The organism is Rothia sp. ZJ1223, from assembly GCF_016900985.1.
In the GTDB taxonomy this organism is placed as follows: Bacteria; Actinomycetota; Actinomycetes; order Actinomycetales; family Micrococcaceae; genus Rothia.
In genome coordinates this window covers 1-25,433 of sequence record NZ_JAFEUT010000003.1, presented here as the reverse complement: position 1 = coordinate 25,433, position 25,433 = coordinate 1, and the positions used below count along the sequence as shown (strand labels likewise).

General features: G+C 54.3%; 21 protein-coding genes. 14 read left to right on the top strand and 7 right to left on the bottom strand.

The window, feature by feature from the left end; genetic code table 11:
* Positions 1 to 94: 94 nt before the first annotated feature.
* Complete coding sequence (deoD, locus tag JTP09_RS04405; protein ID WP_204877248.1) at positions 95 to 817, bottom strand: purine-nucleoside phosphorylase; 723 nt, start codon at positions 815 to 817, stop codon at positions 95 to 97.
* Positions 818 to 1,066: 249 nt separating this feature from the next.
* Here deoD and argC point away from each other — a divergent pair, with 249 nt between their 5' ends.
* The 6 genes from argC (at position 1,067) to JTP09_RS04375 (ending at position 7,112) form a co-directional block, all read left to right on the top strand.
* Complete coding sequence (gene argC, locus JTP09_RS04400) at positions 1,067 to 2,113, top strand: N-acetyl-gamma-glutamyl-phosphate reductase (RefSeq protein WP_204877247.1); 1,047 nt, start codon at positions 1,067 to 1,069, stop codon at positions 2,111 to 2,113.
* A complete protein-coding gene (gene argJ / locus JTP09_RS04395) occupies positions 2,110 to 3,306 on the top strand; it encodes a bifunctional glutamate N-acetyltransferase/amino-acid acetyltransferase ArgJ (RefSeq protein ID WP_204877246.1) in 1,197 nt (398 codons plus the stop codon). The genes argC and argJ overlap by 4 nt, the downstream gene beginning before the upstream one ends.
* A gap of 38 nt (positions 3,307 to 3,344) precedes the next feature.
* Positions 3,345 to 4,367: an acetylglutamate kinase gene (argB, locus tag JTP09_RS04390; protein ID WP_204877245.1), complete on the top strand. Its 1,023-nt coding sequence runs from the start codon at positions 3,345 to 3,347 to the stop codon at positions 4,365 to 4,367.
* A 2-nt stretch (positions 4,368 to 4,369) separates the two neighbouring features.
* A complete protein-coding gene (locus JTP09_RS04385; RefSeq protein WP_204877244.1) occupies positions 4,370 to 5,584 on the top strand; it encodes an acetylornithine transaminase in 1,215 nt (404 codons plus the stop codon).
* Positions 5,585 to 5,678: 94 nt separating this feature from the next.
* Positions 5,679 to 6,608, top strand: a complete 930-nt coding sequence (gene argF, locus JTP09_RS04380; RefSeq protein ID WP_204877243.1) for an ornithine carbamoyltransferase — start codon at positions 5,679 to 5,681, stop codon at positions 6,606 to 6,608.
* Between the two features lie 24 nt (positions 6,609 to 6,632).
* Complete coding sequence (locus tag JTP09_RS04375; RefSeq protein ID WP_204877242.1) at positions 6,633 to 7,112, top strand: arginine repressor; 480 nt, start codon at positions 6,633 to 6,635, stop codon at positions 7,110 to 7,112.
* Positions 7,113 to 7,214: 102 nt separating this feature from the next.
* Here JTP09_RS04375 and JTP09_RS04370 read toward each other — a convergent pair whose 3' ends face one another.
* Positions 7,215 to 7,595 (bottom strand): ankyrin repeat domain-containing protein, encoded by a 381-nt coding sequence (locus tag JTP09_RS04370; protein WP_204877241.1) that lies wholly within the window; start codon positions 7,593 to 7,595, stop codon positions 7,215 to 7,217.
* 160 nt (positions 7,596 to 7,755) lie between these two features.
* Here JTP09_RS04370 and JTP09_RS04365 point away from each other — a divergent pair, with 160 nt between their 5' ends.
* Positions 7,756 to 9,297 carry an AMP-binding protein gene (locus JTP09_RS04365; RefSeq protein WP_204877240.1) on the top strand — a complete coding sequence of 514 codons (1,542 nt, stop codon included), beginning with the start codon at positions 7,756 to 7,758 and terminating at the stop codon, positions 9,295 to 9,297.
* A gap of 92 nt (positions 9,298 to 9,389) precedes the next feature.
* Here JTP09_RS04365 and JTP09_RS04360 read toward each other — a convergent pair whose 3' ends face one another.
* From JTP09_RS04360 to JTP09_RS04340, 5 genes are all read right to left on the bottom strand, one after another.
* Positions 9,390 to 10,643: a glycerate kinase gene (locus JTP09_RS04360; protein WP_204877239.1), complete on the bottom strand. Its 1,254-nt coding sequence runs from the start codon at positions 10,641 to 10,643 to the stop codon at positions 9,390 to 9,392.
* Between the two features lie 161 nt (positions 10,644 to 10,804).
* A complete protein-coding gene (locus tag JTP09_RS04355) occupies positions 10,805 to 12,340 on the bottom strand; it encodes an SLC13 family permease (RefSeq protein ID WP_204877238.1) in 1,536 nt (511 codons plus the stop codon).
* Entirely contained in the window at positions 12,337 to 12,999 is a 663-nt protein-coding gene (locus tag JTP09_RS04350; protein ID WP_204877237.1) for a response regulator transcription factor, read from the bottom strand. The genes JTP09_RS04355 and JTP09_RS04350 overlap by 4 nt, the downstream gene beginning before the upstream one ends.
* The gene (locus JTP09_RS04345; protein WP_204877236.1) at positions 12,999 to 14,519 is read right to left on the bottom strand and encodes a histidine kinase dimerization/phospho-acceptor domain-containing protein; all 1,521 of its coding nucleotides are present in this window, start codon (positions 14,517 to 14,519) and stop codon (positions 12,999 to 13,001) included. Before JTP09_RS04345 ends, JTP09_RS04350 begins: the two co-directional genes overlap by 1 nt.
* Positions 14,485 to 14,958 (bottom strand): hypothetical protein, encoded by a 474-nt coding sequence (locus tag JTP09_RS04340; protein WP_204877235.1) that lies wholly within the window; start codon positions 14,956 to 14,958, stop codon positions 14,485 to 14,487. The genes JTP09_RS04345 and JTP09_RS04340 overlap by 35 nt, the downstream gene beginning before the upstream one ends.
* A gap of 153 nt (positions 14,959 to 15,111) precedes the next feature.
* On the opposite strand from JTP09_RS04340, the gene JTP09_RS04335 reads away from it, so the two are divergent.
* From JTP09_RS04335 to tyrS, 7 genes are all read left to right on the top strand, one after another.
* A complete protein-coding gene (locus JTP09_RS04335; protein ID WP_204877234.1) occupies positions 15,112 to 16,314 on the top strand; it encodes an argininosuccinate synthase in 1,203 nt (400 codons plus the stop codon).
* A gap of 116 nt (positions 16,315 to 16,430) precedes the next feature.
* The gene (argH, locus tag JTP09_RS04330; protein ID WP_204877233.1) at positions 16,431 to 17,876 is read left to right on the top strand and encodes an argininosuccinate lyase; all 1,446 of its coding nucleotides are present in this window, start codon (positions 16,431 to 16,433) and stop codon (positions 17,874 to 17,876) included.
* 89 nt (positions 17,877 to 17,965) lie between these two features.
* The gene (locus JTP09_RS04325) at positions 17,966 to 19,312 is read left to right on the top strand and encodes a DUF2254 domain-containing protein (RefSeq protein ID WP_204877232.1); all 1,347 of its coding nucleotides are present in this window, start codon (positions 17,966 to 17,968) and stop codon (positions 19,310 to 19,312) included.
* A gap of 81 nt (positions 19,313 to 19,393) precedes the next feature.
* On the top strand, positions 19,394 to 19,939 hold the full coding sequence (locus tag JTP09_RS04320) for an adenine phosphoribosyltransferase (RefSeq protein ID WP_239478800.1): 546 nt from the start codon (positions 19,394 to 19,396) through the stop codon (positions 19,937 to 19,939).
* Positions 19,940 to 20,158: 219 nt separating this feature from the next.
* A complete protein-coding gene (locus tag JTP09_RS04315) occupies positions 20,159 to 21,103 on the top strand; it encodes a neutral zinc metallopeptidase (protein WP_204877231.1) in 945 nt (314 codons plus the stop codon).
* 204 nt (positions 21,104 to 21,307) lie between these two features.
* On the top strand, positions 21,308 to 23,608 hold the full coding sequence (locus JTP09_RS04310) for an AAA family ATPase (protein WP_204877230.1): 2,301 nt from the start codon (positions 21,308 to 21,310) through the stop codon (positions 23,606 to 23,608).
* A 149-nt stretch (positions 23,609 to 23,757) separates the two neighbouring features.
* A complete protein-coding gene (gene tyrS / locus JTP09_RS04305) occupies positions 23,758 to 25,065 on the top strand; it encodes a tyrosine--tRNA ligase (protein ID WP_204877229.1) in 1,308 nt (435 codons plus the stop codon).
* Positions 25,066 to 25,433 lie beyond the last annotated feature (368 nt).

Here is a 25,433-nt window from a genome sequence, read left to right as displayed (position 1 = left end):
TTTATTTTTTTTAACTTTAAAGGGGGGTGGGGTTTTTTTTTTCTTTAGATTAAACACCCGCCACCGGCTTTTGTTTTTGGGCGGACGCGCGGGCTTAGGCTTCTGCGGCTACGGGTAGAACGAGTTCCATCATGGTGGTGAAGGCGTTCTGGCGTTCTTTGGCGGTTGTTTCGGTGCCCTTGAAGATGTGGTCTGAGACGGTGAAGACTGCGAGCGCTTCGGCACCGGCGGCTGCAGCTGTGGCGTAGATGCCTGCTGATTCCATTTCGACGGCGAGGACGCCCATGTCAGCCCACTTTTTGGTGTCGCTGGGGTCGTGGCGGTAGAAGACGTCTGAGGTGAGAATGTTGCCGACGTGGAGGGGTACATTCTGTTTTTTGGCTTCTTCGGCAATCGCGCTCAGAAGTGACCAGGAGGCTGTGGGTGCGAAGGTGCCGGGTAGCTTGTACTGGCTCATGAAGTTGGAGTCGGTGGAGGATGAGGCTGCTACTACGATGTCGTAGGTATCGAGGGCGTCGTCCATGCCGCCGCAGGAGCCGATGCGGATAATGCGTTTGACGCCGAAAACGTTGATGAGTTCCCAGGTGTAGAGGCTGGCTGAGGGTACACCCATGCCTGAGCCCATGACGGTGATCTGCTTGCCGTTGAAGTCGCCGGTGTAACCGAACATATTGCGGACGGAGTTAATCTGAACGACGTTGGTGAGGTAGTTTTCTGCGATGAACTGGGCACGTAGGGGATCGCCGGGTAGGAGGACGGTCTGGGCGATGGGAGCGCCTTTGGGGTCAATGTGCGGGGTTAAGGGGGCAGATGACACGGTAGTAAACCTTTCTATCAGGGGTAGGTATCTATACGAAATAATAGCTGGTGCCACATGCTGGGCTATAGATGGCTGACGCGCGACTTAGGCTGAAAGTTTGGGGGCTGATAGCGGATGTTGCGCTGTGGCAGTGCTGCGACGGTAGTTATAGGTTAAGTCTACCTCGTGGGTAGCAGTGACCTCTCGACGTTTAGTTATAATGTATAAATATTGCATAGAGTGCATAAATTATCGTATTGTTGTCCTATGAGTATTTCAGTAGCTGTCACGGGAGCCACCGGCTATGCTGGCGGAGAGGTCTTACGCCTGCTTGCCACCCACCCCGAGGTTGAGGTTAAAACTGTCACCGCGCATTCAAATGCGGGGCAACGTCTGGGCGGTGTGGCGCCCCACCTGCGTAAATATGCAGAGATGATGATTTCTGAGACTAGCCCCGAAACCCTGATCGGTCACGATGTTGTTTTTATGATGCTGCCGCACGGCGCGTCCGCCCAGATCGCCGCCCAGCTACCTGTAAACACCCTCGTCATTGATGCAGGCGCTGACCACCGCTTGAACAGCGCTGAGGACTGGGAGAAGTTTTACCAGAGTGAGCACGCTGGCACCTGGCCCTACGGGCTGCCCGAGTTGATCGATCAGACAGGAAAGAAGCAGCGCGAGAAACTGGGGGGTACCAAGCGTGTCGCTGTTCCGGGGTGTTACCCCACGGCGTCCCTGCTGGCGCTGACCCCCGGTTTTCAAGCGGGAGTTTTGGACTCTCGCGACGTGGTGATTGTTGCTGCATCGGGCACTTCCGGGGCAGGTAAATCAGCTAAAACCCACCTGATTGGTGCGGAGGTTATGGGCGGTATGAGCCCCTACGGCGTGGGTGGTATGCACCGTCACACCCCCGAAATTGAACAGGGCTACTCGCTGGCAGCGGGGAAGCCTGTGCAGATTTCTTTTACCCCGACTCTGGCACCCATGCCTAGGGGCATTCTGGTAACAGCGACCGCCAAGGTGACCGCGCCAGTAAGTGAAGAAGAGCTGCGCACCATCTGGGAAAAAGCCTATAGCGCAGAAGATTTTGTGCATCTACTCCCTGCCGGTCAGTGGCCCAGCACCAAGATGGTGCAGGGCTCTAATCACGCAGTGATGCAGCTTGCTTACGATGCCCACGCCCATCGAGTCATCGTTACCTGTGTGATTGATAACCTCACCAAGGGAACAGCAGGTGGGGCAATCCAATCCATGAATATCGCACTTAACCTGCCCGAGAACTTGGGGCTGTTACAGGAAGGTCTGGCACCGTGAGCCACTACGTATCATCTGTTGAAACCCTCGGTGTTACCTCACCTGCCGGCTTTAAAGCTGCGGGAACCGCGGCGGGCATCAGCGTCAAACCCGGTAAGAAAGACCTTGCTCTGGTGGTCAATGAAGGACCGTCAAAAGCTGCTGCCGCGGTATTCACCACCAATCGCTTTGCGGCGGCACCCGTGCTGTGGAGCCAGCAGGTACTAACTGACGGACACGTGGACGCAGTTCTGCTGAACTCCGGTGGCGCCAACGCCTGCACCGGGCATCAGGGTTTCCAAGATACCCACGTCAGCGCTGAACTGGTAGCTGAGCTGTTAGGTATTTCAGCCGGGGATGTGGCAGTATGCTCTACCGGTCTGATCGGTGAGCGCCTACCCATGGATCGCGTGGCGGAGGGTATTCACACCGTCCACCAGCAGTTGGCTACCGGAAAATCAACCGATGCTGATGCCGCTGGGGCAATTATGACCACCGATACCGTCTCTAAACAGGCGGGCATTACCTTGGCGAACGGGGTAACCATTGGTGGTATGGCGAAGGGGGCGGGCATGCTCGCTCCCGGTCTTGCCACTATGCTCGTGATAATTACTACCGATGCCGAGCTGGATTCATCCGCCCTCGATAGCGCCCTGCGCGAAGCTGTGCGTTTGAGCTTCAACCGCGCTGATTCCGATGGCTGTATGTCAACTAACGATACGGTGCTACTCATGGCATCGGGCGCTTCGCAGACCACCCCCGATACTGAAGAGTTCGCTCGAGCCCTGACCCTTGTCTGTCAGGACCTCGCCCAACAGCTTATTGGCGATGCAGAAGGAGCCAGCCACGATATTCACGTGCGAACCTTCAACGCTGAAACTGAAGAACAAGCAGAAGAAGTCTCACGCGCTGTTGCCCGTTCTAACCTCTTTAAAACCGCTATGTTCGGCAATGACCCCAACTGGGGGCGCGTCCTTTCTGAAGTGGGCACCACCAGCGCCACCTTCGAACCCGAAAACGTGAACGTGAGTATCAACAAGGTGCAGGTATGTACTGGCGGTGGCATCGGCGAACCTCGCGAAAAAGTCACTATGGAAGGCACCCGTTTGGTAACCGTCGATATCGATTTGGGCGCAGGAAATCATGAGGCAACCATCATCACCAACGATCTCACCCACGACTACGTTCATGAGAACTCCGCCTACTCCAGCTAACGGTTGATAGAACCACCTCACCAGAGAGAAAACGCGCAATGATAGCAACAAACGATGCGATGAGTCACTTTGGCGTCGCCCAAGAAAAAGCCGGAACCCTCGTTGAAGCCCTGCCCTGGATTCAGCGTTTTGCAGGCAAAGTCATGGTCTTCAAATACGGTGGCAACGCCATGATCTCTGAAGAGCTTCGTGCGGCTTTTGCCCAAGACATGGTTTTCCTGCGTTCTGTGGGCATCAAGCCAGTGGTCGTTCACGGCGGCGGCCCACAGATTTCAGCTATGCTTGAAAAACTGCAGATTCCCAGCGAATTCCGCGGTGGGCTGCGCTACACTACCCCCGAGGCTATAGAAGTGGTGCGCATGGTGCTGACCGGACAGGTTGCCCGCGAACTGGTCAGCCATATCAACCAGCACGGTCCCTACGCCGTTGCAATGAGCGGTGAGGACGGCGGTTTACTGCGCGCCCGCCGCATCACCACTGTGGTCGACGGTAAAGAAATAGACCTCGGTCTGGTCGGTGAGGTAGTGGGTGTAAATACCACTGCCATCACCTCGATGATTGATGCCGGTAAAATCCCGGTTATCTCATCCATAGCTCCCGAGATGAGCGACCCCGAAAAATATCCCGATCACGACCACGGTACCGCAGGTCTCACCGGTGAGATTCTTAACGTCAATGCTGATACCGCAGCTAGCGCCGTTGCCGCTGCTCTTGGCGCTGAAAAACTGGTGATGCTCACGGACGTTGAGGGGCTCTACAGTAACTGGCCCGATGCGTCCTCACTCATTTCTTCTCTCTCGGTGGGTGAGCTGCGCCAGATGCTACCCACTTTAGCGTCTGGCATGATTCCCAAAATGCAGGCGTGTCTTATGGCTGTGGAACAGGGCGTACCGACCGCTTCGATCGTTGATGGTCGTCTGGCTCATTCGCCGCTGCTCGAAATCTTTACCGATACCGGTATTGGAACTCAGGTCACCCCTGACGATTACGAGGGCTGGAAGGTGCCCCCGCCTGATTTTCAGGTGGTTAGCCCCGCAAGCGCCTCGAAAGGCGGTCTGTAGAGATGAACAATAAAGGTCAGCTCGCGCAGTACGGTCAGCAGATGCTGGGCGTCTTTGGAACTCCCTCACTGTCCTTGGTCGAGGGCAAGGGGTGCGCGGTAACCGATGCCAACGGTAAAACCTACCTTGATTTGTTAGCGGGTATTGCTGTCAATTCTTTGGGGCACTCTCACCCCGCTTGGGTGAAGGCGGTGCGGCAGCAAGCAGGGCAACTCGCGCATATATCGAATTTTTTCACCTCACCGCAGCAGTTAGCGCTGGCAGATGCCCTACTCACGCGGTTGGGAACTCACGACGCGCGCATCTTCTTCTGCAACTCGGGCACAGAAGCCAACGAGGCTGCCTTCAAAATTGCCCGCCGCCACGGTAACGAAACGGGCAAGAAAACTATTCTGGCTTTAGAACATGCTTTTCACGGGCGTACAGCCGGTGCTCTTGCGATGACTCACAAACCTGCCTACCGTGAGCCTTTTGAACCGCTGCTCAGCGGTATCAAACACATACCGGCAACTCCTGAAGCATTGGAGGAGCACCTGGATGATTCTGTCGCGGCTCTCATCCTTGAACCTATCCAAGGCGAAGCTGGGGTCAAACCTCTACCCGTCGGCTATCTGACAAAAGCCCGCGCACTAACCCGCGCCCACGGTGCTCTACTGCTGGTTGACGAGGTACAAACAGGCATGGGACGCACCGGACGCTGGTTTGAAAGTTCCCGAGAACTCACCGATGACAAGCTACCCGATGTCATCACCCTCGCCAAAGGCTTAGGCGGTGGTTTCCCCATCGGCGCAGTGATTATGGTCGGCGAATACACCAGTACCCTGCTACAACCGGGTATGCACGGTACTACCTACGGCGGCAACCCACTGGCAACGGCTGCTGCCCTTGCCACCGTAGAGACCATCGACGCAGAGAACCTCATGGAACACGCTGCCGAGCTGGGGGAGCGCGTCCGCGCCCGGCTAGACACTCTGGACTGCGTTGCCTCTACGCGAGGTCAAGGCTTGCTGATCGGTATTGAATTGGCGCAAGGCCAGACCGGTCAGGGGCAGCCACTGGGGCCAGCCGTAGTGAATACCGCCAGAGAACAAGGGTTCATTATCAATGCCACCGGCGCGAGTACCCTGCGGCTAGCACCTCCGCTAATCATTACCGAGGCAGAGCTAAATACTTTCATTGACACATTACCGCAGCTTGTCGCTGATGCTCACGCTTAGAGACAGCCTCGAATAATCTTTGTATATTTATAATTAATGTATGCACTATACTTGCTAAGCCAGTGCACTTTACCCAAAGAAAAGAGAAACCCACATGGTGCGTCATTTTCTCAAAGACACTGATCTTACCCCCGAAGAACAAACCCACGTGCTCGACGCGGCGCAGCGTATGAAAGAAGACCCTTACGCCCACAAACCGCTGGCAGGTCCGCAAACTGTTGCCGTCTTCTTTGATAAGACCTCAACTCGCACCAGGGTATCTTTTGCTACCGGAATTGCTGATCTCGGCGGTAGCCCTCTCATCATTGGAGCAGGTGAATCGCAGCTGGGGCACAAAGAAAGCGTTACAGACACCGCCAAGGTACTCTCGCGCATGGTCTCTGCAATCGTATGGCGCACCTTCGACCACGCAGGTCTAGAAGAGATGGCACAGAACTCCACCGTTCCGGTAATTAACGCGCTCTCCGACGACTACCACCCCTGCCAGATTCTTGCCGACCTGCAAACCGCCCGCGAACAGTTGGGCGAGCTTACCGGTAAAACCCTGGTGTATCTGGGAGACGCCGCCAACAACATGGCGCACTCCTACCTTCTCGGTGGAGCAACTGCAGGTATGCACATTCGCATTTCAGGACCAGAGGGCTACCTGCCGCGCCCAGATATTGTCGAAGAAGCCCGCGTCCGCGCGAACGAAACAGGTGGCACTATCACCATCACCACGGACGCGTGCGCTGCCCTAGAAGATGCTGACGTCGTTATTACCGACACCTGGGTGTCGATGGGGCAAGAAGATGAAAAAGAAGCCCGCCAAAAAATCTTCACCCCCTACCAAGTCAATGCCGAGGCAATGAAGCTAGCAGCAAATCACGCCATCTTCTTGCACTGCCTGCCTGCCTACCGCGGCTACGAAGTCACCGCGGACGTCATCGACGGTGACCAATCCTACGTTTGGGACGAGGCAGAAAACCGCCTACACGCCCAAAAAGCACTGATGAACTTCTTGCTTACCGAATCAACAGCATAGCCTGTGTAGAAAGGAAAACTTCCGATGGCAATTCCAGCCACCAAAACAGCCCGACAGGCGCGCATCATCAATATTCTGCAAACCAACCGCGTGCGCTCGCAGGCTGAACTTGCCCAGCTACTCACTGACGACGGCGTCAAAGTCACTCAGGCGACACTTTCTCGTGACCTCGTTGAGATTGGTGCGGAGCGGGTGCGCGATCTCAAAGCCGGTCTCATTTATGCTGTGCCCAACCACCCGGTACGTCGCAGCGCAGAAGATGCACCCGATACTCGCATGGTCGGTCTATTCAAAGAACTACTGGTGACGGCAGAAGCATCAGCCAACATTGTGATTCTGCGAACCCCGCCGGGAGCAGCCCAATTCCTTGCATCATCGATCGATCAGTCGGGGCTCAAAGATATTCTGGGCACCATCGCAGGCGATGACACCGTCATGGTGATTTCTCGCGATTCGGCTGGCGGCAATGCGCTCGCTGAGCAGTTCCTCGCCTGGTCTGAGTAAAGACACCTTTCAGCGTTTAAACGAAATGGGGCATTTTTGTTTCTGAGAGAAAACCTCAAAGAAACAAAAAGTGCCCCAGTGTCGTGTTAGAGAAAGGGTGAGCTAGGCGAAGAGTTCCTTCATTTGTTCAAGATCGAAGAACTCAGCGACCTGCGCTGGAGTTTGCGAACCCAAACCGGTATTAGCACCGTTATCCATCAGTAGCTTCGCTAGTGGCAGATTATTACGGAATACCGCGCAGACCAGAGCAGTTTGCCCGCGATCATTCATACGATCCAAGTCGGCTCCTTCTTCAATGAGAAGCTGAACCGTCTCAATATTTTCGTGGTAAGCAGCCAAAATGAGGAGGGTATCGCCTTTTGCATTGGTGAGATCAACAGGCACTCCCTGCTCCAAGAGAGACTTAAGTGCTACGGGCTTATTGCCGCGGGCAAGGTCGAAGACTGAGTTGAGGAACTCAATTTCTTGCTCAGATAAAGACACGGTTTTCCTTTCGCCACGGGTTTTACTGCACGTTCACTACCGTTGGCGTGAACCATCTGTTCGATTCTAACGTTTCACAGTAATGAGCTACCCAAAATACTGGTAGGTTAGTTCCGATAACTGAACAACTTTTAGTTTAAAGCGTTGTAAGGAATAACCTGTGCACACCCTATCTTCTGTTTCAGCCCAGTACAACTTGGCGAATTTGTTGTATACCCACCGTGAGAGCGATGCAGTTGCGGTGAGCTGGGCTGACCGTTCCCTTTCGTACCGTCAGGTGTACGCGATGGTGGGTGCTGCCCGTTTTGTTCTGGTTGAGCAGGGAGTTCAGCCCGGTGACCGCGTTGCTGTGTCTCTGCCCAATGTACCGTGGATGCCCGTTTACTACTACGCGGCTCTTTCTTTGGGAGCAGTGTGCGTGCCCCTGAACCCTCTACTGAGCGCCCACGAGTTGCAGTTTCAGTTGGAGCAGTCGGATGCGGTTGCCTTGGTGAGCTGGGACGGTACGCGTGTGGCGCACAGCGCCCACGAACTGCCCGCCGAGCTGGGCGTGAGCGTGGAGGAGTTGGATGCGTCCTACACCCTGCCCGCTGTTAGCAACCCCAAGTGGGAGCCGCTGGCTGTGGCTGAAGAGAGTGCTGCCGTTATTCTCTACACCTCGGGTACTACCGGCAACCCCAAGGGCGCAACCCTGACTCACAAAAACATGGTGTCGAATGCGGTGGTCACCTCAGAGCTGTTTGGTTACCAAGAAAAAGATGTCATTTTTGGTGGGTTGCCTCTTTTCCACGCTTTCGGTCAGACGGTAGCAATGAACGCTGTTTTCGCTGCTGGTGCGTCGGTGGCAATGCTGCCGAGATTCACCCCGAAGGGAGCCCTTGAACTGATCCGAGAACGCGGGATTACCAACATGGCGGCGGTACCGAGCATGCTTGCAGCTATGGGCGCAGCTTTGGAGAAGATGGACGTCTCAGCTTACCGGGGTACTTTGCACTCAACAATCTCGGGCGGTTCGGCTCTGCCTGCGCCGGTTCACGAACAGTTTAGGTGTCTGCTGGATGTGCCAATTTATGAGGGCTACGGTTTGAGCGAGACCTCGCCGGTGGTTTCTTTTAACCGCCCGAATACCGGTGTGCTCATCGGCTCAGTGGGTCCTGTGATCCCCGGCGTTGAGGTTGAGGTACGTGATGATAACCGTCAGCCTGTAGCCCTTGGTGATACCGGTGAGCTGTGGGTTCGCGGCGACAACGTGATGGCTGGCTACTGGAACAACCCTGAAGCTACCGACGCCGTTATGGATGGCGAATGGTTTGCAACCGGTGATGTGGTGCGTCTTGACGATAAGGGCAATATTTACATTGTCGACCGCATCAAAGACATGGTACTGCGTAACGGGTACAGCATTTACCCCCGCGATATCGAAGATGTTATCTACACGCATCCTGGCGTCCAGCAGTGCGCTGTAGTTGGTTACCCTCACCCTAAGGTCGATGAAGAAATCCAGGTCTTTATTAAGCCGGTTGAAGATATGGACGACACCGCTGAAGCCGAGTTATTGCGTGAAGTTGAAGATTTATGCCGGGAGGAACTCGCGTCCTACAAGTACCCCAAGGCGTACGAGATTATCCGTGAATTCCCTCTAGGGCCCACCGGAAAAATTCTCAAGACTGAGTTGCGCAAAGTGATGGTGGAGCGTTTCTAAACGTTCAAGAGAATCTGGGTATAGCAAAGCCAGTAGCTAGTGGTAAATAAAACCATCTAGCCACCGGCTTTATATGTAACAGCCGGTAAGGATTATGCGGCTGTTACGTCGCTTCTACCAGCTGAACGGCGCTTTGCCATGGATGAGCTCATGGCCGCACCCAGCAGAATCATGCGGAAGGCGCGCTCAGCTGAGTCAGTAAGCAGTTCTTCACCGTTCTCCAGCGCCTCCTCAAGATCCATGGGCAGGGGAATGATGGAAGCGAATGCATCAATACCGGCGTCGTGGACGCGGTAAGCCTTGCGCCCAATGGAGCCAGCTAGGCAGAGCACCGGGACGCCTGCGTTCTGGGCGCGTGCAGCGATTTCGGCGGGTACCTTACCTCGCGGGGTCTGGAAGTCAATAGCGCCTTCAGCGGTGACTACCAAATCGGAGTGAATAACCTCGTCTTCGATGTTGATACCTGCTAGACCGGAATCAATGAGAGCCTCAAAGCGGGGGGTGAGCTCTGCATCGAGCAGCGCCATGCCTGCGCCCAAACCGCCGGACGCGCCGGTGCCGTTGCCGGTGTGGAAGTCAACGGTTGACTGACCGCCGTGAATCTTGTTGTGGGTTTCTTCCAACAGATCAGCCCAGTGGGTCAGCGCTGCATCCAAGTGTTCTACCTGCTCTTCGGTAGCGCCCTTTTGCGGACCGAACACGCGAGCTACACCGCGCTTACCGGTCAGTACGTTGTGCTGGTTAAGTGCTAGCACCAGGCGAACCTGAGCGAGGCGGGGATGCAGACCGTCAGTATCGATTTTCGCAGCCTGGGTGAGGTTTTCGCCGCCGAGCTTGATTTCTTTGCCTGATGCATCGAGAATCTTCGCGCCCAGGGCAGAGAGGGCGCCTGCGCCACCGTCTGAGGTGCCGGAATCGCCGCAGCCTATCAGAATGGTGTGGACATCCTCATTGTCTAGGGCGTGCTTGATAAGTTCACCGACGCCGTAGGTGGTTGTTTGACCGGGGTTGCGCAAGTCTGAGGGAACCAGCGAAAGACCGGCTGCTGCTGCCATTTCAACAACAGCGACGCCCTTCTGTTTGCCTCCGAGCAGGGCGTAGTGGGAGCGAACCTTCTTACCCACGGGGCCCTTAACCTTTGCCTTGACCAGTGAACCGTCGGTTGCCTGCGCCAGCAGTTTAGCGGTGCCTTCGCCGCCGTCGGGAATGGGAATGGTAACGGTTGAAACGCCGGGAATGACGCGGCGGATGCCTGCTGCGATAGCGTCAGCTACTGCATCTGCTTCGAGTGAGCCTTTGAAACCTGAGGGGGCAATCAGAATGCGCTGGGGTACGATCATGTTCATTATTTTCTCTTTTCTAAACAAGGTGAAGTAGCTCCCTAAAATCGGGTGGGAGGCTGTCTTCAGCGATAGGGTTGTAATTTTGAGACACCGGTAGCTGTACCCGCCAGCAAAACTGCGGGCAAAGAAACGATGAAGTTGTGAAATGAAAATCTAAGAGGGGTTTACAGGGTGAAGAGGGGCATTCCCTGCGCCGGCCATACGATGAAAGCAAAGAGTAGAATCAGTGCTACGTGTACAGGCGCTAACCAGCAGGAGAGCTTGAGAAGGTCCTTAGGCTTGTAGGTTTCAATGCCCTTGACATCTGAGAACAGGGCAACTGGCTTCGCACTGGATGTCATGGTGTGGCAGAAACCTGCCGCTGCGGTTGACATAAAAGCTACGGCAGCGGGATTGACCCCCAGCGGTACCGCGGCGGTAACTACCAGAGGAATCAAGATCGCGCTGCGTGCGCTTCTCGATTGAATGACCAAGTGAGCTGCCGTTGAAATCACGACCACCAGAACGACAAAGCCAACTCCAGCGCTCTCACCCAGGGCGGACGCGGGGGCGAACATACTCTCGGCGAGCCACGAGGCGGTTTCGGTTTTGGTCAGCGCCGTACCCATCGCCAGGGTTGCTGCCATAAACATGAGCAGGGGCCAGGGCGCTTTCTTGATACCGTCTGCTAGTTTGATGTTGCCAATTTTGGGGGCCGTAACCGCCAAGGCACCCAGTAAAGCGACTGTAACCGCATCCAGTCCATGCAGTGACTCGGTAGACCACAGGGCAACCACTGCCACCATAATCGCCAGAACCCGCTTCTCTACAGCCGTTAAAGAACCGCTAACCGGGGTGTCCGATGCCTCCTGTAAGTCATCCAGTGTGAGGTTGATGCTGGTCTTGCGCTCAGCACGCGGTACAAAGAGCCAGTAGACCAACTCGGTACAGATCACCGATGAGACAAAGCCGAGAGCGGCGCCCAGTAGCAACCAGCGCAGAAACCCGAAGGGTTCAAAGCCGGTAGCGATCAAAATTTCATCGGTAATCAGGTGAGCCCCGGCGCCGATGTAGGACGAAACTGCCGAGAGCAGCACGGTCGCTGGCATCAACAGCGAAAGAGCCTTAATGAGTTTCTTGCGATTGCGCAAGCTCGTAGAAATCGCTACAAAAATCGGTAGAGCCAAGGCAGCACGTCCGCTCGTAGCGGGCACCAGAAACGCTGTTGCGTACAAGCTGATATTAATCAGGTGCATCAGCGAGCGCGGTGCTTTCGCCCGAACTACCAGGGTCGCGGCAAAACGCTGGGTCAAACCCGATGCCGTAATGGCCTGCGCCATCACAAAGGCAGCCACCAGCAACCACACGCTGGAGGTGCCCAGTGAATCAGTCATTTCCTCTGAGGAAAGGATGCCTGTGAGTACTAGAATCAAGACCGCTGCTAGCGATACAAAGGTATCTGACATGGGTGAGAACACCCATGCCCAGATGGCAATGATGAAGATGCTGAGTGTCAGCGCCGAATCTTTGTCTAGGGTTGATGCCCCTGTCAATCCGCTAAAGCTCACATACAGCATTAAAGCAACCGCGGCAGCAAAAGATACAAGCATCTTGGTACTGATCGATGAAGCCTTCGTGCGATCCAAGGTCAGCGGAAGTTCAGCCGTAATCGGGCGAGAATGCTGCACCTCGTGAGAAGAAGTATAAACAATATTTTTCATTCGAATCGATACCCCACTCCACGAACAGTACTGACATAAGACTCACCAATTTTTTTGCGTAGCGCTCGTACATACACATCAACAATGTTGGAGCTCGGGTCGAAGTCCATGCCCCAGACCATGCCCAGTAGCTGCTCACGTGAGAGCACCTGGTTCTTGTTGCGCATGAAGTTCTCCAGCAGGGCGAATTCTCTGCTGGTGAGATCAGCGCTGCATCCATCAACGGTTACCTGACGCGAACGCATATCAAGTACAAGATCGCGGTGGGTGAGCATTGACGCGGTTGTCTCCTCGCGGTTTACATCGAGTAGGCGTAGGCGGACGCGTGCTAGCAGCTCAGCGAACTGGAAGGGCTTGGTCATGTAGTCGTTTGCACCGTTTTCTAGTCCCTGCACTGTGTCGGTAATCGAATCGCGGGCGGTCAGCATGATAATCGGGGTACGAATGCCCTCAGCACGCAGGGCTTTCATGAGGCTGAAGCCATCCATGCCCGGTAGTCCAACATCGAGAATGATGAGGTCGAATTCAGCGACTTTCGCCATGCCGTAGGCGATTTTGCCGTCCTCTACGAGGGTTGCGGTGTAACCGGAGGATTTGAGGCCCTTAATAATGAATGAAGAGATGCGGGCATCGTCTTCAACAATCAGAATGTGGCTCATCAGGCGCTCACTTTCATATCTAAACTCAGGTCTGTGGGGATCGAGAGGCCAAAGACTGACCCAATCTCTGAATCGGGGGTGGCAACCCATACGCTGCCGTCGTGGGATTCTGCAATTGCTTGAACAATAGCCAGGCCGATGCCAGCTCCCAGGGCGTGTTTTTCAATGGCGTTGGGGTTGCGCGAACTCTCTCGTCGATAACGGTCAAAGAGATGGGGCGCATCGTTGGGATCAACGCCGGGGCCTTGGTCTTGCACCCAGAGGTTCAGATGCTTTCTGCCCTCGCGATCAACGTAGGCGGTGCCTAAGCTAATGACGCTGTTTTCGGGGGAGTACTGAGCAGCGTTGGCAGCTAGCTGAATCATCGCTTGCGTCACTCGCTGCGCGTCCAGATTAACCTCACCCTCAGCGATATCGCTGATAACCCAGCGGTGCTTGCCCACTGCCTGAACCTTTGACTCCAACGAGATAATCAAATCAGCAACATCAGTGCGTTGCGGACGCACGAAGTCTGGGCGTTCTGATTTTGCCAGCAGGAGCAGATCTCCCACGATGCGACCCATACGTTCTAGCTCGTCATCCACCAAGTCAAGGGTTGCCTGCTGGTCTTGGGTGGTACGTTCCATCAGCTCTAAGTGACCGCGCACAATGGTAATGGGGGTGCGCAGTTCGTGGCTGACGTCGTCGAGAAACTGCCGTTGCATGGTCGAAGATGCCTCAAGCCTATCGAGCATCTGGTTGAAGGTCATAGACATCGCCGAGATGTCGTCGTCACCCTGTACCGGCACCCTGGCTGAAATGTTTTTGTCGGTAATATCCTCTGCGACGGTGCGCAGGGTTCTGATTGGTTTGAGAATCTGACCCGCAATAAACCATGAGAACACTGAGGTCAGTAGCAACCCCGCAAAACCTACACCCACCATGGTGTTGATAATGAAACGGATGTCATCAAGCTGTGGCTGAATGTACTGAACAACGATGAGCTGCCCCTCGTCCTTGCCATCATTAGTGGTAATGCTGATAGAGGTCTTGCCCCAATGCACTGGCCCATCGGGAGTATTTTCAACTCCCGATGCTGATTCAGAACGTGTGATTGTATCCAGCAAATCCGTATCTTGATGAACACGGTAACCGGTAGCGGATGCCTGATTGTCTTGTTCTTTCAGGTAGAGAACCTGAGAGTCAGTGACGCCGATTAGCTGTCCTGAGGTGCCGAAGAACTGACGTGAAATGTAGGTCTGCATCATGTCCTCCAGGTTGTTGTAGGGAAGGGGAGCAGTTGGGTCTGTGCTTTCTTGCGAAAACTCTCGGAACTCACTAATTTCACGGATTATTTGGTCATTTGCTTCGCGGTCTAGGTCGGAGAGTAGGATTTCTCGGACGCTGAAGATGAGACCAAGAATTGCGAAGCTGGTGGCAAGCATCATCCACGCGATGATGCGCCATCGCGATGATGAGATGAACCATAGTCGGTTCAGGCGGTTCTTAATCATCATCACCGTCGTTGTCGAAGTCATCATCGTCCCAGTCATCGTTATCGACTGGGGCTGGTGCAGCAGGTGCTGGTGCTATGGGCACTTGTTGGACGGGAGCAGGTGCTGCTGGTACGGGGGCAGGTGCCGGTGCCGCAGGAGCCTGCTGCTCGGGAGCGGGTGCTGTGGGGGGCTCTTCTGCGGGAATTTCTTGAACAACGGGAGGTGCTGGTTCTTTAGATGTCTCTTTCTGAGTGTTCTCATCTTTTCCCGGAGAGCCCTTATCAGCGTCTGTGTCCTCGTCTGCTGAGCTAGGAGGGCTGCTGGGCGAGACTGAAGTGGGATCTTCTGTTGATGACTGGTCGATCATGATCGGGGCCCCATCTACATCGGGAGCTTGAGTGCGTGCTGTGAGGCTGTAGGTCAAAATTCCGAGGCAGGTGAGTGCTGTGATGACAAGTACGGTAAACAGATATTTCTTCAGCATGTATTCCATTGTGGAGTATGTCTTTGAAGGAAAGATGAGTCGCGCATTAAGGTTTCTTCATTTTTGCGTCACACCCTGCTTGCATGAATATGTATAGTGGTGCATAATTATGTGTAGTTGTTGATAACGTTGAATTCTTGAAAGGAACCTACGATGACTGAGCGCGTAGTACTTGCATACTCCGGTGGTCTTGACACCTCCGTTGCCATTGGCTGGATCGGTGAGGCAACCGGTGCAGAAGTGATTGCTGTTGCCGTAGACGTGGGGCAGGGCGGTGAGGATCTAGAGACCATCCGCCAGCGTGCCCTCGACTGCGGTGCGGCTGAAGCTTATGTTGCGGACGCGCGTGATGAGTTCGCTGCTGAGTACTGCATGCCCGCGCTTCAGGCAAACGGGCTGTACATGAACGCCTACCCGCTGGTGTCTGCTGTCTCGCGTCCTGTCATTACCAAGCACCTGGTAACCGCTGCTAAAAAGTTTGGCGCAACCACAGTGGCTCACGGTTGTACCGGTAAGGGCAATGACCAGGTTCGCTTTGAAGTTGGCATTCAGACTCTGGGACCTGATCTCAAGTGCATCGCCCCCGTTCGCGACCTGGCGCTTACCCGCGAAAAGGCAATTGACTATGCAGAGAAGAATAATTTGCCGATTGCTACCACCAAGAAGAACCCCTACTCCATTGACCAGAACGTGTGGGGTCGCGCGGTGGAGACCGGTTACCTGGAAGATATTTGGAATGCCCCAACTAAGGACGTTTACGACTATACTGATGATCCGACCTTCTCACCGGCACCCGACACCGCAATCATAACCTTCAAAGAGGGTATCCCGGTAGCTATTGATGGTCAGGCTGTGACCCCGCTTGAGGCAATTCAGATTATGAATCGTCGTGCTGGCTCCCAGGGCGTTGGTCGTATCGATATTGTTGAGGACCGTCTGGTTGGTATCAAGTCCCGTGAAATCTACGAGGCTCCCGGCGCGATGGCTCTCATCATCGCTCACCAGGAACTCGAAAATGTCACCATTGAGCGTGAGCAGGCTCGTTTCAAGAAGACCGTTGGTCAGCGCTGGACCGAGCTGGTGTACGACGGCCAGTGGTTCTCGCCGCTGAAGAAATCACTGGACGCTTTCATTCTTGACACTCAGAAGATGGTTAACGGCGAAATTCGCCTTGAAATGCACGGTGGTCGCGCTACTGTGACCGGTCGCCGTTCAGAAACCTCACTGTACGACTTCAACCTGGCAACCTACGACGAGGGCGATACTTTCGACCAGTCACAGGCTCGCGGCTTTATTGAGCTCTTCGGCATGTCATCGAAGGTAGCATCAGCTCGCGATCAGCGTCTGGGTCTGTAAACCAGGTACTGACTGGTATATCTCTCGGGGCACTTCATACACTTATTTCATACGGTGGCTGAAGTGCCCTGCGTATATTATTCACATACTTTATTTTTAGCTAAGGTTTTGATTTCATGTCTTCACACGAAAAGCACGGCACCAATGATGGCGCTTTGTGGGGTGGTAGGTTTTCTGGCGGTCCGTCACAGGCTCTAGCGGCGCTGTCTAAGTCCACCCAGTTCGACTGGCGCTTGGCTCCTTACGATATCGCAGGTTCACGCGCTCACGCACGCGTCCTGAACAAAGCCGGTTTGCTGACCGAAGAAGAACTCACCAGTATGGTTGCCGCTCTTGACCTGCTAGAGGCGGATGTCCGTTCTGGCGTCTACCTGCCTGCAGAGTCAGATGAGGACGTTCACGGTTCTTTGGAAAAGGGTCTGATTGAACGTGCCGGAGTCGAGCTAGGGGGCAAGCTGCGTGCGGGACGTTCGCGTAATGATCAGATCGCAACCTTAGGTCGCATGTACCTGCGCGACCACGCATCAATCATTGCTAGCGGTGTTCTGGCGGTTATTGATGCGCTGATTGCGCAGTCCGAGCAACACCCTTATGCGCCCATGCCCGGGCGCACCCACCTTCAGCATGCTCAGCCGGTTTTGCTCTCGCATCACTTGCTGGCACATGGCTGGGCGTTGAGTCGTGACCTGGATCGTTTGGTGGATTGGGACGCGCGTGCTGCGGTTTCCCCCTACGGATCAGGTGCTCTTGCCGGTTCGTCCTTGGGGCTTGACCCTGAGGCTGTGGCAGCTGATTTGGGCTTCAACTCAGCCACCTGGAACTCCATTGATGGTACCGCGAGCCGCGATGTGTACGCCGAATTCGCGTGGATTGCCGCGATGATTTCTGTAGATCTTTCGCGATTGAGCGAAGAGGTCATTCTGTGGGCAACCAAGGAATTCTCTTTTGTCACCCTGCACGATTCTTTCTCTACCGGCTCATCAATTATGCCGCAGAAGAAGAATCCCGATATCGCTGAGTTGGCGCGCGGTAAGGCGGGGCGTCTGATTGGTGATTTGACCGGTCTGCTGGCAACGCTCAAGGCGCTGCCGCTTGCCTACAACCGAGACTTGCAGGAAGACAAAGAGCCTGTTTTCGATGCTATTGACCAGCTGGAAGTTTTGCTGCCCGCTGTCTCAGGCATGGTAGAAACCCTCACTTTCAATATCGAGCGCCTGGCAGAACTGGCTCCCCAGGGATTCGCGCTTGCTACCGATGTTGCCGAGTGGTTGGTGCGTCAGGGCGTTCCCTTCCGTGTTGCCCACGAGGTTGCTGGAGACGCTGTGCGAGTGTGCGAAGAAAAGGGTGTAGAACTCTGGGATCTCGCCGATGAGGATTTCGCGGCTATCTCACCGGAACTTACGCCCGCTGTGCGTGAGGTTCTCACCGTAGAAGGTTCTTTGAACTCCCGCAGTGCTCAGGGTGGTACAGCACCCGATGCTGTGGCTGCCCAGCTCACCCAGCTGAAAACTGAACTTGAATCGCAGCGCACCTTCGCGGCGCGCGCTACCGTCATCAGCTAAAAACTTCATCTCTTACAATGGGTGTAGCGGTACCTTCACCGGTACCGCTACACCCTTTTGCATAAAAGACTGCGTCCTAAGGAAAATCTGTGCATCTTATTGACCGTCTCCGCGATTTTAGAGACTCTTTTGTGATGGTTCCTGCCCTCTTCATCGCCGGCGGAATCGTGCTGGCTGAGGTCATGGTCGCCACCGATCAGTATTTCGGCGGGCTTCCCGTCTCAGGGTCGTCACTCTTTTTCGCGGTGGGAACAGAGGGCGCTCGCGGTATTCTTTCTGCGATTGCCTCAACGGTGCTCTCTGTTGCCACGATGGCTTTTTCAATTACCATTTCGGTGATGAGCAGTGCCTCTAGCGCCTATGGCCCGCGCTTGGTACGTAACTTTATGTCTGATCGCGGCAACCAAATTGTGCTGGGCGTTTTCACGTCAACCTTCTTGTACTGCATTTTGGTGTTGCGCAAGGTGCAGGGTGCCGAATTTGCTACGTCGGGGGAGGCTTTTATTCCCCACCTAGCGGTCAACGTTGCCGTTGCTTTGGCGGTAGCGTGCGTGGGCGTGCTGATTTACTTTATTAACCACATTGCCAATGGCATTCAAGTATCGACGCTTGCTACTAACGTCCAATCGCGTTATGCCAAGATGGTCGAGTCGCTCTACCACAGCGAAAGGGCTACTGGAGAGATCTTTGAAGCACCCTACGACGCTGAAATCGTGGCAGATAACAGTTTCACCATTGTCGCCGAAACCAGCGGGTACATTATTGACATTGAATATCGCGATGTCGCTAAAACTATTGATGACAGCATTTCTGTGAGTTTTTTGCCCGCTATTGGCAATCATGTGGTGGAGGGCGAACCGCTGGCAGTGGTGAGTAGCATCGGGCAGTGGTCTGAGGACTCGCGCCTTAAGACCGAAAAAGCTGTGCTGTCGGCGTGTTCGTGGGGTCGCGTCCGCACTGACTATAACGATGTACTTTATGCTCAAGAACAAATTGTTGAGCTGGGCGTGCGTTCATTGTCCTCTGGCTCGAATGATCCTTATACCTTGACCAACGCGGTGCACGAGCTGACCGTTGTGTTGGCGCGAGCCTTGCAGGGTAAAGAACCTGCGAACACTCTTTTTGTGGGTGGAGAACCCCGTATCCAGTGGCAACCTGTGACCGCCGCCCAATTAATTGACGCCGCCTTTGACGGTATTCGTCCTTATGCCGTTTTAGAAACTTCTGCCATTATGGATCTCATCGAAATGGCTGGTCGACTCGTAGCTCTTGGCGGTGAACCTCATGCTGTGGCCAGAGCGCGGTGGCACGCAGCTATTGTGCTGGAGGCATATCTGAACAATACTCCTGAACGCTATGATGAGCAGCGCGTGCGTGAGCTCTATCAGCGTTACTTTGCAGATGATGAGGTAGCAAGCACTCGTTTTGAAGGCTAGGCAGCCTCTCAACTTGCTACCCAAAGAGTATAATTTCTACTCGTTTGTGTTTTATTTACCGCTTACTCCAAGGATTTGTTGATGCCTGATTTTGCTTCATTGCCCATCGAAGAGATGGTTCCTGCTGCCTGCGCGCAGATTCAGGACTTTCCGCATGAGGGCATTCTTTTTTATGACGTCACCACCTTGTTTGCGAATCCTGTTGTTTTTGCTCGTAGTATTGATGCGCTGGCGGAGTGCTTTGAAGGAACGTTTGACATCGTTGCCGGTGTTGAGGCGCGCGGTTTTTTGATGGCGGCTGCTCTTGCCTATAAGACGGGAACGGGCGTGATGACCGTGCGTAAGGCAGGTAAGTTACCTCGTGATACCTTTCAGGCGGAGTACACTCTAGAGTACGGTACTGCCGCTATTGAGATTCATAAAGAAGATGTTCCTGCTGGCACCCGCGTGCTTATTCTTGATGATATTTTGGCAACCGGAGGCACCGTTGAAGCAGCGGTTTCTTTGATGGAACAGGCCTCTCTTGATGTCACTGGCATTGGTTTCTTGCTGGAACTTGATGGTTTGGGCGGACGCGCGAAGATGGGGGGCCACCGCGTTGAGGCTTTGGCTTTAGTCTCTGAGTAAGTTTTCGACCTGCACCCCTGACCTGCTGTGCGCCGTGCGAGTAACGGCACAACAGCAAGTCAGGGGGTATTTTTATTGTGGACGCTGCCTATTCGGGTCGCGGCGTCCTGCCCGTGAGGCGCGAAAAGAGCGATTGCTCTGGTGCTATTTTTGCTCTTGTTTTAGCTCTTGCGGCTTGGCGGTAACGCCACACGGTTGCTTGGCAAGTATGCTTCTAAAGTGAGCTTTAACGAAAACCTTAACTCAAATTATTCTTCGCGCGGTTCGTCCCAGGGTAGCGGCGGCTCCGGTCGCGGTGGTTCTGGTGGTGTGAACCCACTCTTTGCTATGCTTTTGGGTACTATCGGGCGTCGCTTTGGTATTCCGGGTGTCATTATCGTAGCGGGTATCTTCTTCTTTGCCTCGGGAGGTCTGGGTAATCTAACCGGCGACCCTTCCTCATCGGTCTACGGCAGCCAGGAACAACAGGCACAGGTGAGCAGTCAAGGTAACTTCGACCATTGCCAGACCTATGAAGATGCCAATCGTTACGATGACTGTAATATTCTTGCAACAGCGGTGAGCCTTGATTCGGTGTGGGAAGACAAACTGCCGGCTGAGGCAGGAGTTGCCTACCGAGCACCCGATCTTGTGGTCGCTGAGGGGCAGGTATCAACCGGGTGTGGTCGGGCTAACATCTCCCAGACCGGTCCCTTCTACTGCCCGGGCGATGAGACTGTGTACATGTCGGTGCCTTTCTTTGACCGACTCAAGGAAATGGGCGGTTCTGACGGTAACTTCGCCATGATGTACGTAACCGCCCACGAGTTCGCGCATCACCTGCAGCATACTATGGGTACTTTGAAATACTCGGATTACAATGATCCCGGTGCTGACTCGGGCGCAGTGCAGGTTGAGGTTCAAGCTGACTGCTACGCCGGTGTGTGGGCGGCTCACGCCGATAAGGGGGAGAACGCTTTGCTGGATCCTCTGAGCGAAGAGCAGATCCAGCAGGCTATTGATACCGCGCGCGCTATTGGCGATGACGCGATTCAGCGCTCGGCTGGTCAAGAGGTCAACCCGGACGCGTGGACCCACGGTTCTTCTGAACAGCGTGTTTCTTGGTTTACCAAGGGTTACGAACAGGGCACTCTAGAAGCATGCGCTCAACCGTTCAATTCCTAAATTTTTATAGGTTTTACCTACACCCCGTTTTCTTGATGTCACCGGTTCTTGTGAACTTTCGTGAGAGAGGAGAGCGGGGTGTTTTCTTTACCCGCTACCGGTGGGTAGCGGTAGCTGGTGAGTCAGGCGGTGGAACTCGTTTTTGCCCTGTTCATCACGTAGAATTGAACGTCTTCTATTTTCACCCACGGAAGGGCACAGCAGATGACCGATAATCTCTCTAGTAACCACCTTGATTCTTCTAGCCCGGATGCTTCTGATCGTGCCTACGCGCAGGCTCTTGAGACCGAGCGCGCTTATGTGGGTAAGCTCTATGATCGTTTGGACGAGATGCGCGAGGAGACCGAGGGCAAGCTCAAACGCACCCGCGCTAACCAGTCGGTGGGCGGTCACCAGAACCGTTCAGAGCGCGATGCTTATGCCCAGCACTATGAGGATCGTCTAGCACAGCTGAATGCTGTGGACCACCGTTTGGCGTTCGGTAAGCTCGATATGGACGATTCTTCGACCCGTTATATCGGGCGTATCGGTTTGGCAACCCCAGAGCATGAACGGCTCATGATTGACTGGCGTGCTCCAGAAGCGGGCACTTTCTATCAAGCAACAGCGTTCGACCGTCAGGGCGTGCGTCGCCGTCGCCATCTCATGCTTGAGAAGCGCACGGTGGTGGGTATTGAAGACGATGTATTGGATTCATTAGCTCTCAACGATACCGATGCCCTGCACGGTGAGGGCGCTCTCTTAGCTGCTTTGAATCGCAAGCGTACCGGTCGTATGGGCGATATCGTAGCAACCATTCAGGCAGAGCAGGACAAAATTATCCGTGCCGATTTGCAGGGGGTGCGTGTAGTTCAAGGCGGGCCGGGTACCGGTAAAACTGCTGTTGCTCTCCACCGCGCTGCCTACCTCCTCTATTCCTACCGCGAACGCCTGAACAATGCGGGTGTTCTGGTGGTCGGTCCCAGCGCGTCCTTCATGTGGTATATCGAGCGAGTGCTCCCGTCACTGGGCGAAACCGGTGTTGTTATGTCATCGTTGGCAACCCTTTACCCTGGGCTGCGCGCGGTGCCAGAAAGCGACCCCGAAGTTGCCCGTCTCAAAGGCAGCCTGCAGATGGCTGAAGTCATCAAGCGCGCTGTTGCAGACCGTCAGAAGCTGCCCGAGAAAACCCAGAAACTTTATGTAGATTCAATGGATCTTCAGCTCACTCCCAAGATGGTTAAAGCGGCACGGTCAACTGCCCGTTCAACGGGTAAGCCACACAATGAGGCACGCGAAACTTTCGTAAAAGTTTTGCTCAAAGAACTGACCCAGCAGCTGAACGAAAAACTCGATGAGTCAGCCGGTCGCGCTGTCGATCGCCCCTACTTGCAGGACGATGTACGTGAATCCCTCGATGTGCGCCGAGCCCTTAACCTGCTGTGGATGCCGCTGTCAGCAGAGACCTTGGTGCGCTCGCTTTTTTCAAAGCAGCACTACCTCAAATCGGCTACTCCTCATCTGAGTGATGCTGACCGCGCTAAACTGCTGCGTGCTGCTAGCGCTCCTTTTACGGAGTCTGATGTGCCGCTACTTGATGAGGCTGCTGAGCTCTTGGGCGATTTCTCAAAGGTCACTGGTGTAGCTGTGGCGGCTCGAGCTGCTGCTGAGCATAAAGCGAACCTAGAGAACGCTACCAAGGCGCTGGAGAATATGCACTATGCCCTTGAGGATGTGGGCGTTGATGGCATCATTACTGCCGAGCAGATTACTAACCTCAACGAAGAGCATGCCTCGCGCATGACCGCTGCTACTGCTGCGCACGCTGATCGCACTTGGGCCTACGGGCATGTTGTTGTTGATGAGGCGCAGGAACTTTCTCCCATGCAGTGGCGTTTGCTGATGCGTCGTTGCCCCATGAAATCTTTTACAATCGTGGGCGATATTGCTCAGGCTTCATCTGCTGCGGCAGCGAAGTCGTGGGCGCAGGCGCTAGAACCCTTTGTGGGCGAGCGTTTCCACCTGGATGAGCTGACCGTCAATTACCGTACCCCTGCACAGATTTCGGACGCGGCTGTTGCCGTGGCTCGCGCTGCCGGCTTGGAAGTTTCGGCACCGCGTGCTGTACGCGAGGGAGAATCTGGTCCGATCATCGTGAAGACCGTCGAGGAGAATTTGTCTGCTCGCGCTGTTGATATCGTCACGGACGAGGTCAAGCGTAGCGGTGGCGGTCTTATTGGCGTCATCGTTGCCCCCGAACGTTTAGCTGAGACCACCAGGGCAGTAGCTCAAGCTCACCGAGGCAAGACCGGTACCAGCAAAAGCGCTCTCGAACATCAGATTCTGGTGCTCACCCCCTGGGACGCCAAGGGTCTAGAGTTCGATGTTGTAGTGATTGTGGAGCCTGCAGACATCGTTAAGGCTGCGAATGGATCAGTAGGCGATCTCTATGTCTCCATGACGCGCCCTACTCAACGTCTGCACATTGTTGCTGCAGGTGAAATCCCCGCGGGGATTGAAGCCTAAATCCTGCGCTTGCCCTGATAACCGCATCCCGATTGAAGAGGTAACACCTGCCTGAGGGGAGCAGATTCGGGGCAGGCACCAGCTTTTTCTGATAGTTTTACTTGTAATCTCGGTGTAAAACCGAACGTTTAGATGAAATGGAGTAATCCGTGACTGCATCGCACCTGGCGCTTCAGCACAATGATGATTCTTTCGAGAACATCTGGCAAGAACTGCAATGGCGTGGTCTGATCCACGTCTCAACCGATGAGGCTGCCCTCGAAAAGGCACTGGCTGAAGAGTCCATTACGTTCTACACCGGGTATGATCCCACGGCGGCTTCTTTGCATCTGGGGCATCTGGTACAGCTGTTGTTGATGCGTCGTTTGCAGCTTGCAGGTCACAAGCCTTTAGGGTTGGTGGGTGGTTTTACCGGTCAGATTGGTGATCCCCGTCAAACCTCAGAGCGCGTGCTGAACTCACCTGAGGTTGTCTCAGGTTGGGTTGAGAAGTTGCGTGAGCAGATTGAATGTTTCCTCGAATTTGAGGGTGAGAACGCAGCCCGTATGGTAAACAACCTTGACTGGGCGGGGCAGATGAGCGCTATTGAGTTCTTGCGCGAAGTCGGTAAGAACTTCCGTGTGGGCACCATGATTAAAAAAGAGATTGTGGCTAAGCGTCTGAACTCTGACGAAGGTATTTCGTACACGGAGTTCTCCTATCAGATCCTGCAGGCGATGGATTTCCGGGAGCTGAACCGTCGTTACGGTTGCACCCTGCAAACCGGTGGTTCGGATCAGTGGGGTAACCTCACTTCAGGCACCGAGTTTATCCGTAAGACTGAGGGCAAGAGCGTCCACGCTATCGGTACCCCCTTGATTACTAACTCAGATGGCACCAAGTTTGGTAAGTCCGAGGGTAACGCTATTTGGCTGAATCCTGAGATGTGCTCGCCGTATGCTTTCTACCAGTTCTGGTTGAATACAGCTGATGCTGATGTTGCTGATCGTTTGAAGGTCTTTACCTTCAAAACACGTGAAGAAATCGAGCAGCTGCAAAAGAGCGTTGAGGAAGAACCCTTTAAGCGCCTTGCTCAGAAAACTCTTGCCTACGAGGTAACCACTTTGGTTCACGGCAAGGACGCAACCGAGAAGGTTATTGCCGCTTCTGAGGCTCTATTCGGTAAGGGCGATTTTGACGCACTGGATGAGGCAACGTTGAAAGCAGCAACTGCTGAACTTCCTCACGCTGTCCTGTCTACTGACCAGCTCGATATGATTTCGGTTCTGACTGAAACAGGACTCTCTGCCTCCAAGTCTGAAGCCCGTCGCACTCTGAAAGAGGGCGGTGCGGCTATCAACAACGTGAAGGTACAGGGTGAGGACGCCGCTATTTCTTCTAATCAGCTTTTGCTGGGTAAGTACGCGGTTGTTCGTCGAGGCAAGAAAAATATGGCTGTCGTTGAACTAGCCAACTAGCCTATTATCTGCGACCTACTGAGGGCGCGGTTCTTTTCAAGAATCGTACCCTCATTTTTTATCTACGGGAGAGATAGATCTGAGGAGCTTGAGAGGATCTAGAGGTGAGGATTAGAGCCTAGACAAGTAAAAATGAAGAATTTATGAACAGATAATACTGCTCTGACTAGGCTAAATACTAAAAAATGATAAAAAAGTGATGCAAGTCTACAGGTTTTGGCTTGCGGGGGTGTGTTTTGGGTGCGTATAGTTGTTTGAGTCGTCGTGGCGCGGTGCTGTATGAAGTGCCTAGTCGGGCGGTGGTTTTGAGAGTTTTATAGGGTGTTTCTGGTGCGTGTGTGCTTGGTTTTGTGTGGTTGCCTGTTGTG

Bases quoted from the DNA above. Each gene is read 5' to 3' on its own strand.
- argH (WP_204877233.1), top strand. From the start codon at position 16,431: ATGTCTTCACACGAAAAGCACGGCACCAATGATGGCGCTTTGTGGGGT.
- argC (WP_204877247.1), top strand. From the start codon at position 1,067: ATGAGTATTTCAGTAGCTGTCACGGGAGCCACCGGCTATGCTGGCGGA.
- JTP09_RS04340 (WP_204877235.1), bottom strand. From the start codon at position 14,958: ATGCTGAAGAAATATCTGTTTACCGTACTTGTCATCACAGCACTCACC.
- JTP09_RS04375 (WP_204877242.1), top strand. From the start codon at position 6,633: ATGGCAATTCCAGCCACCAAAACAGCCCGACAGGCGCGCATCATCAAT.
- argB (WP_204877245.1), top strand. From the start codon at position 3,345: ATGATAGCAACAAACGATGCGATGAGTCACTTTGGCGTCGCCCAAGAA.
- JTP09_RS04355 (WP_204877238.1), bottom strand. From the start codon at position 12,340: ATGAAAAATATTGTTTATACTTCTTCTCACGAGGTGCAGCATTCTCGC.
- JTP09_RS04345 (WP_204877236.1), bottom strand. From the start codon at position 14,519: ATGATGACTTCGACAACGACGGTGATGATGATTAAGAACCGCCTGAAC.
- JTP09_RS04320 (WP_239478800.1), top strand. From the start codon at position 19,394: ATGCCTGATTTTGCTTCATTGCCCATCGAAGAGATGGTTCCTGCTGCC.
- JTP09_RS04310 (WP_204877230.1), top strand. From the start codon at position 21,308: ATGACCGATAATCTCTCTAGTAACCACCTTGATTCTTCTAGCCCGGAT.
- JTP09_RS04335 (WP_204877234.1), top strand. From the start codon at position 15,112: ATGACTGAGCGCGTAGTACTTGCATACTCCGGTGGTCTTGACACCTCC.
- JTP09_RS04385 (WP_204877244.1), top strand. From the start codon at position 4,370: ATGAACAATAAAGGTCAGCTCGCGCAGTACGGTCAGCAGATGCTGGGC.
- argF (WP_204877243.1), top strand. From the start codon at position 5,679: ATGGTGCGTCATTTTCTCAAAGACACTGATCTTACCCCCGAAGAACAA.
- JTP09_RS04360 (WP_204877239.1), bottom strand. From the start codon at position 10,643: ATGAACATGATCGTACCCCAGCGCATTCTGATTGCCCCCTCAGGTTTC.
- JTP09_RS04350 (WP_204877237.1), bottom strand. From the start codon at position 12,999: ATGAGCCACATTCTGATTGTTGAAGACGATGCCCGCATCTCTTCATTC.